Genomic DNA, 2134 nt, shown 5'->3' on the forward strand with positions numbered 1-2134 from the left:
CACCAGCGCGATTTTGTCGCCGGCGAATGTTTTCTCCAACTCGGCCGGTCCGTCCGAATCGAGGCCGATGGTCTGGAAGCCGGCCTCATGCAACTGGCCGAGCGCGTCGGCGAGGTTCTTCACCTCAATCTGATCAATATGTTCCAGCGCGCCGGAGGCGGATTTCGCCAGCACGCCCGATTCCTGCGGGCTGTGGCGGGCCGTGGTGATCAGCGCGCCGGCGCCGAAGGCGACCGCGGAGCGCAGGATCGCGCCGACATTGTGCGGATCGGTGACCTGGTCGAGCACGAGCACCAACTGAGTGTCGCCAAGCGCGTCAAGGCGCTTCGGCTTCAGCGGCTCGGCCTCGATCAGCACGCCCTGATGCACGGCATCCGACCCGGTGATCCTGTCGATCTCCTTTGGCTCGACCAGCTCGGCCTTGAAGGGCAGGGCGGCGAGGTCGGCGATCGCCAGCCGCTCGGCGGCGTTGCGCGTCACCAGCATTTTCCTGATCTTGCGCCGTGAATTGTCGAGCGCGGCTCGCACCGTGTGCAGGCCATAGAGCCGCACCAGGCCGTCGCCGGGGGATTCGCCCGGCGGCAGCGGCTGGCGCGGCCGGAATGCGGGTGCGCCGCCGGCCTTCTGGTCGCGGTGGGCGCGACGCAGCTTGGCGTAGTGAGTGTCTTTGGGTGTTCCGGGCTTGTTGTCTTTGCTCATGGCGGGCTTCTATAGCCGTGTCGTCGGGCCATGGATACTGGCAGAAGCCGGCTTGCCGAGGATGCTGTCAAATTCAGCGCATTTTGCCGGGACGTGCGGTTGACACCCACCAGCCTTGCCGCCATAAGGCGCTTCGCTGATTTCGGAGAAGACTTCTACTCGGGCTCCGGATCGGCAAATGCCTCGTTGCATGGCTCCGGCGGCAGACTGGAGAGGTGCCCGAGTGGTTAAAGGGGACGGACTGTAAATCCGTTGGCTTAGCCTACGTTGGTTCGAATCCAACCCTCTCCACCACTGCCGGCCCGGAAGCCCTGAAACGAAAAAGTCTCGGACCGAAAAGCGCATGGCGCTTTTTGGGTGAATCCGGTACTTCAGTGTAAGGCGCGGGTATAGCTCAGTGGTAGAGCAGCAGCCTTCCAAGCTGAATATGCGGGTTCGATTCCCGCTACCCGCTCCAGATTTCCGGCATGAAAGGCACGCGGAAGTGCCGCCCAGAAATCCTGGGAGTCAAACGCTTGGCTGCCTGGCCTAGGCAACCGGTATCAGCCGGCGCCTTCTTTCGTCCAGCGACACGATGGCAAGGCCGCTGGCCACCACCAGCAGGATGCCGCAGACGGCGAGCGCGTTGGGAAACTGGCCGAACACCAGCAGGCCGGAGATGACCGCCCAGACGGTGAAGCAATAGTAGAACGGCGCCACCGCGCTCGTCGGTCCGACGCGATACGCCATGAAGATGAAGAAATGGCCGAAGATCAGGAACAGTCCGGCGCCGGCGATGAGCAAGAGGTGGCGGGGCTCCGGCATGACCCAAGGCTCTGAAACGAGATGCGCGACGCCGGAGCCGACCAGCACGACCACGACGGCGGAAATGGCGACGATCATGCCCGGCACCTCGGCGCCGACCTTGCGGCCGGCAAGATCTCGTGCGGCCGACAGGACCGCGTTGCCGAGCGCCAGCAAGGCATAGACCGAAATCCCTTGCATCGTCGGCTGCGCCACCATCAGCGCGCCGATGAAGCCGACCCCGATCAGCGCCATGCGCGCGCCGCCGATACGCTCGCCGAACAGCACCGAGGCGCCGACCAGCATCAGCAGCGGCGTGATCTGCCCGAGCGCCGTTGAATCGGCGATCTGCATGTTGGCGAGCGCCACGACGTAGCAAAGGATCGCCGCCAGTTCGAGCAGGTTGCGGCGCAGAACCTTCCTTTCGAAGATCAAAGGGACCTGCCTGGCGTAGCCGAGCAGGACAAGCAGCGGGACTCCCCAGAGCGCCGCCGCGATGCCGCGCAGGAACAGCACCTCGTAGGGCGGCAGGCCGGTGGTGGCGAGCTTCATCATCGTATCGTTGACCAGATAGGACCCGGTCGAGACGACCATGAACAGCGGACCGCGGATGTTTGTCGGGATGAACTGCATCGAGCGAGGAGATCAGACC

General features: G+C 64.3%; 2 protein-coding genes and 2 tRNA genes. 2 read left to right on the top strand and 2 right to left on the bottom strand.

All coding sequences use genetic code 11. From position 1 onward, the window contains the following. Positions 1-699 (bottom strand): RNA methyltransferase (locus EN742_RS32725; RefSeq protein WP_148670439.1); only part of this gene is annotated, 699 nt, incomplete at its 3' end. 209 nt (positions 700-908) lie between these two features. On the opposite strand from EN742_RS32725, the gene EN742_RS32730 reads away from it, so the two are divergent. Next, positions 909-993, top strand: a tRNA-Tyr gene (locus tag EN742_RS32730). 89 nt (positions 994-1082) lie between these two features. Next, a tRNA-Gly gene (locus tag EN742_RS32735) sits at positions 1083-1156 on the top strand. 71 nt (positions 1157-1227) lie between these two features. Here EN742_RS32735 and EN742_RS32740 read toward each other — a convergent pair. After that, positions 1228-2115, bottom strand: coding sequence for a DMT family transporter (locus EN742_RS32740; protein ID WP_127405994.1), 888 nt, complete (start codon positions 2113-2115; stop codon positions 1228-1230). Positions 2116-2134 lie beyond the last annotated feature (19 nt).

The sequence above is a fragment of the Mesorhizobium sp. M4A.F.Ca.ET.020.02.1.1 genome, from assembly GCF_004022645.1.
Taxonomy (GTDB): domain Bacteria; phylum Pseudomonadota; class Alphaproteobacteria; order Rhizobiales; family Rhizobiaceae; genus Mesorhizobium.

What these genes read in the sequence shown, in the direction of transcription:
- EN742_RS32740 (WP_127405994.1), bottom strand. Translation starts at nt 2,115, where the DNA reads ATGCAGTTCATCCCGACAAACATCCGCGGTCCGCTGTTCATGGTCGTC.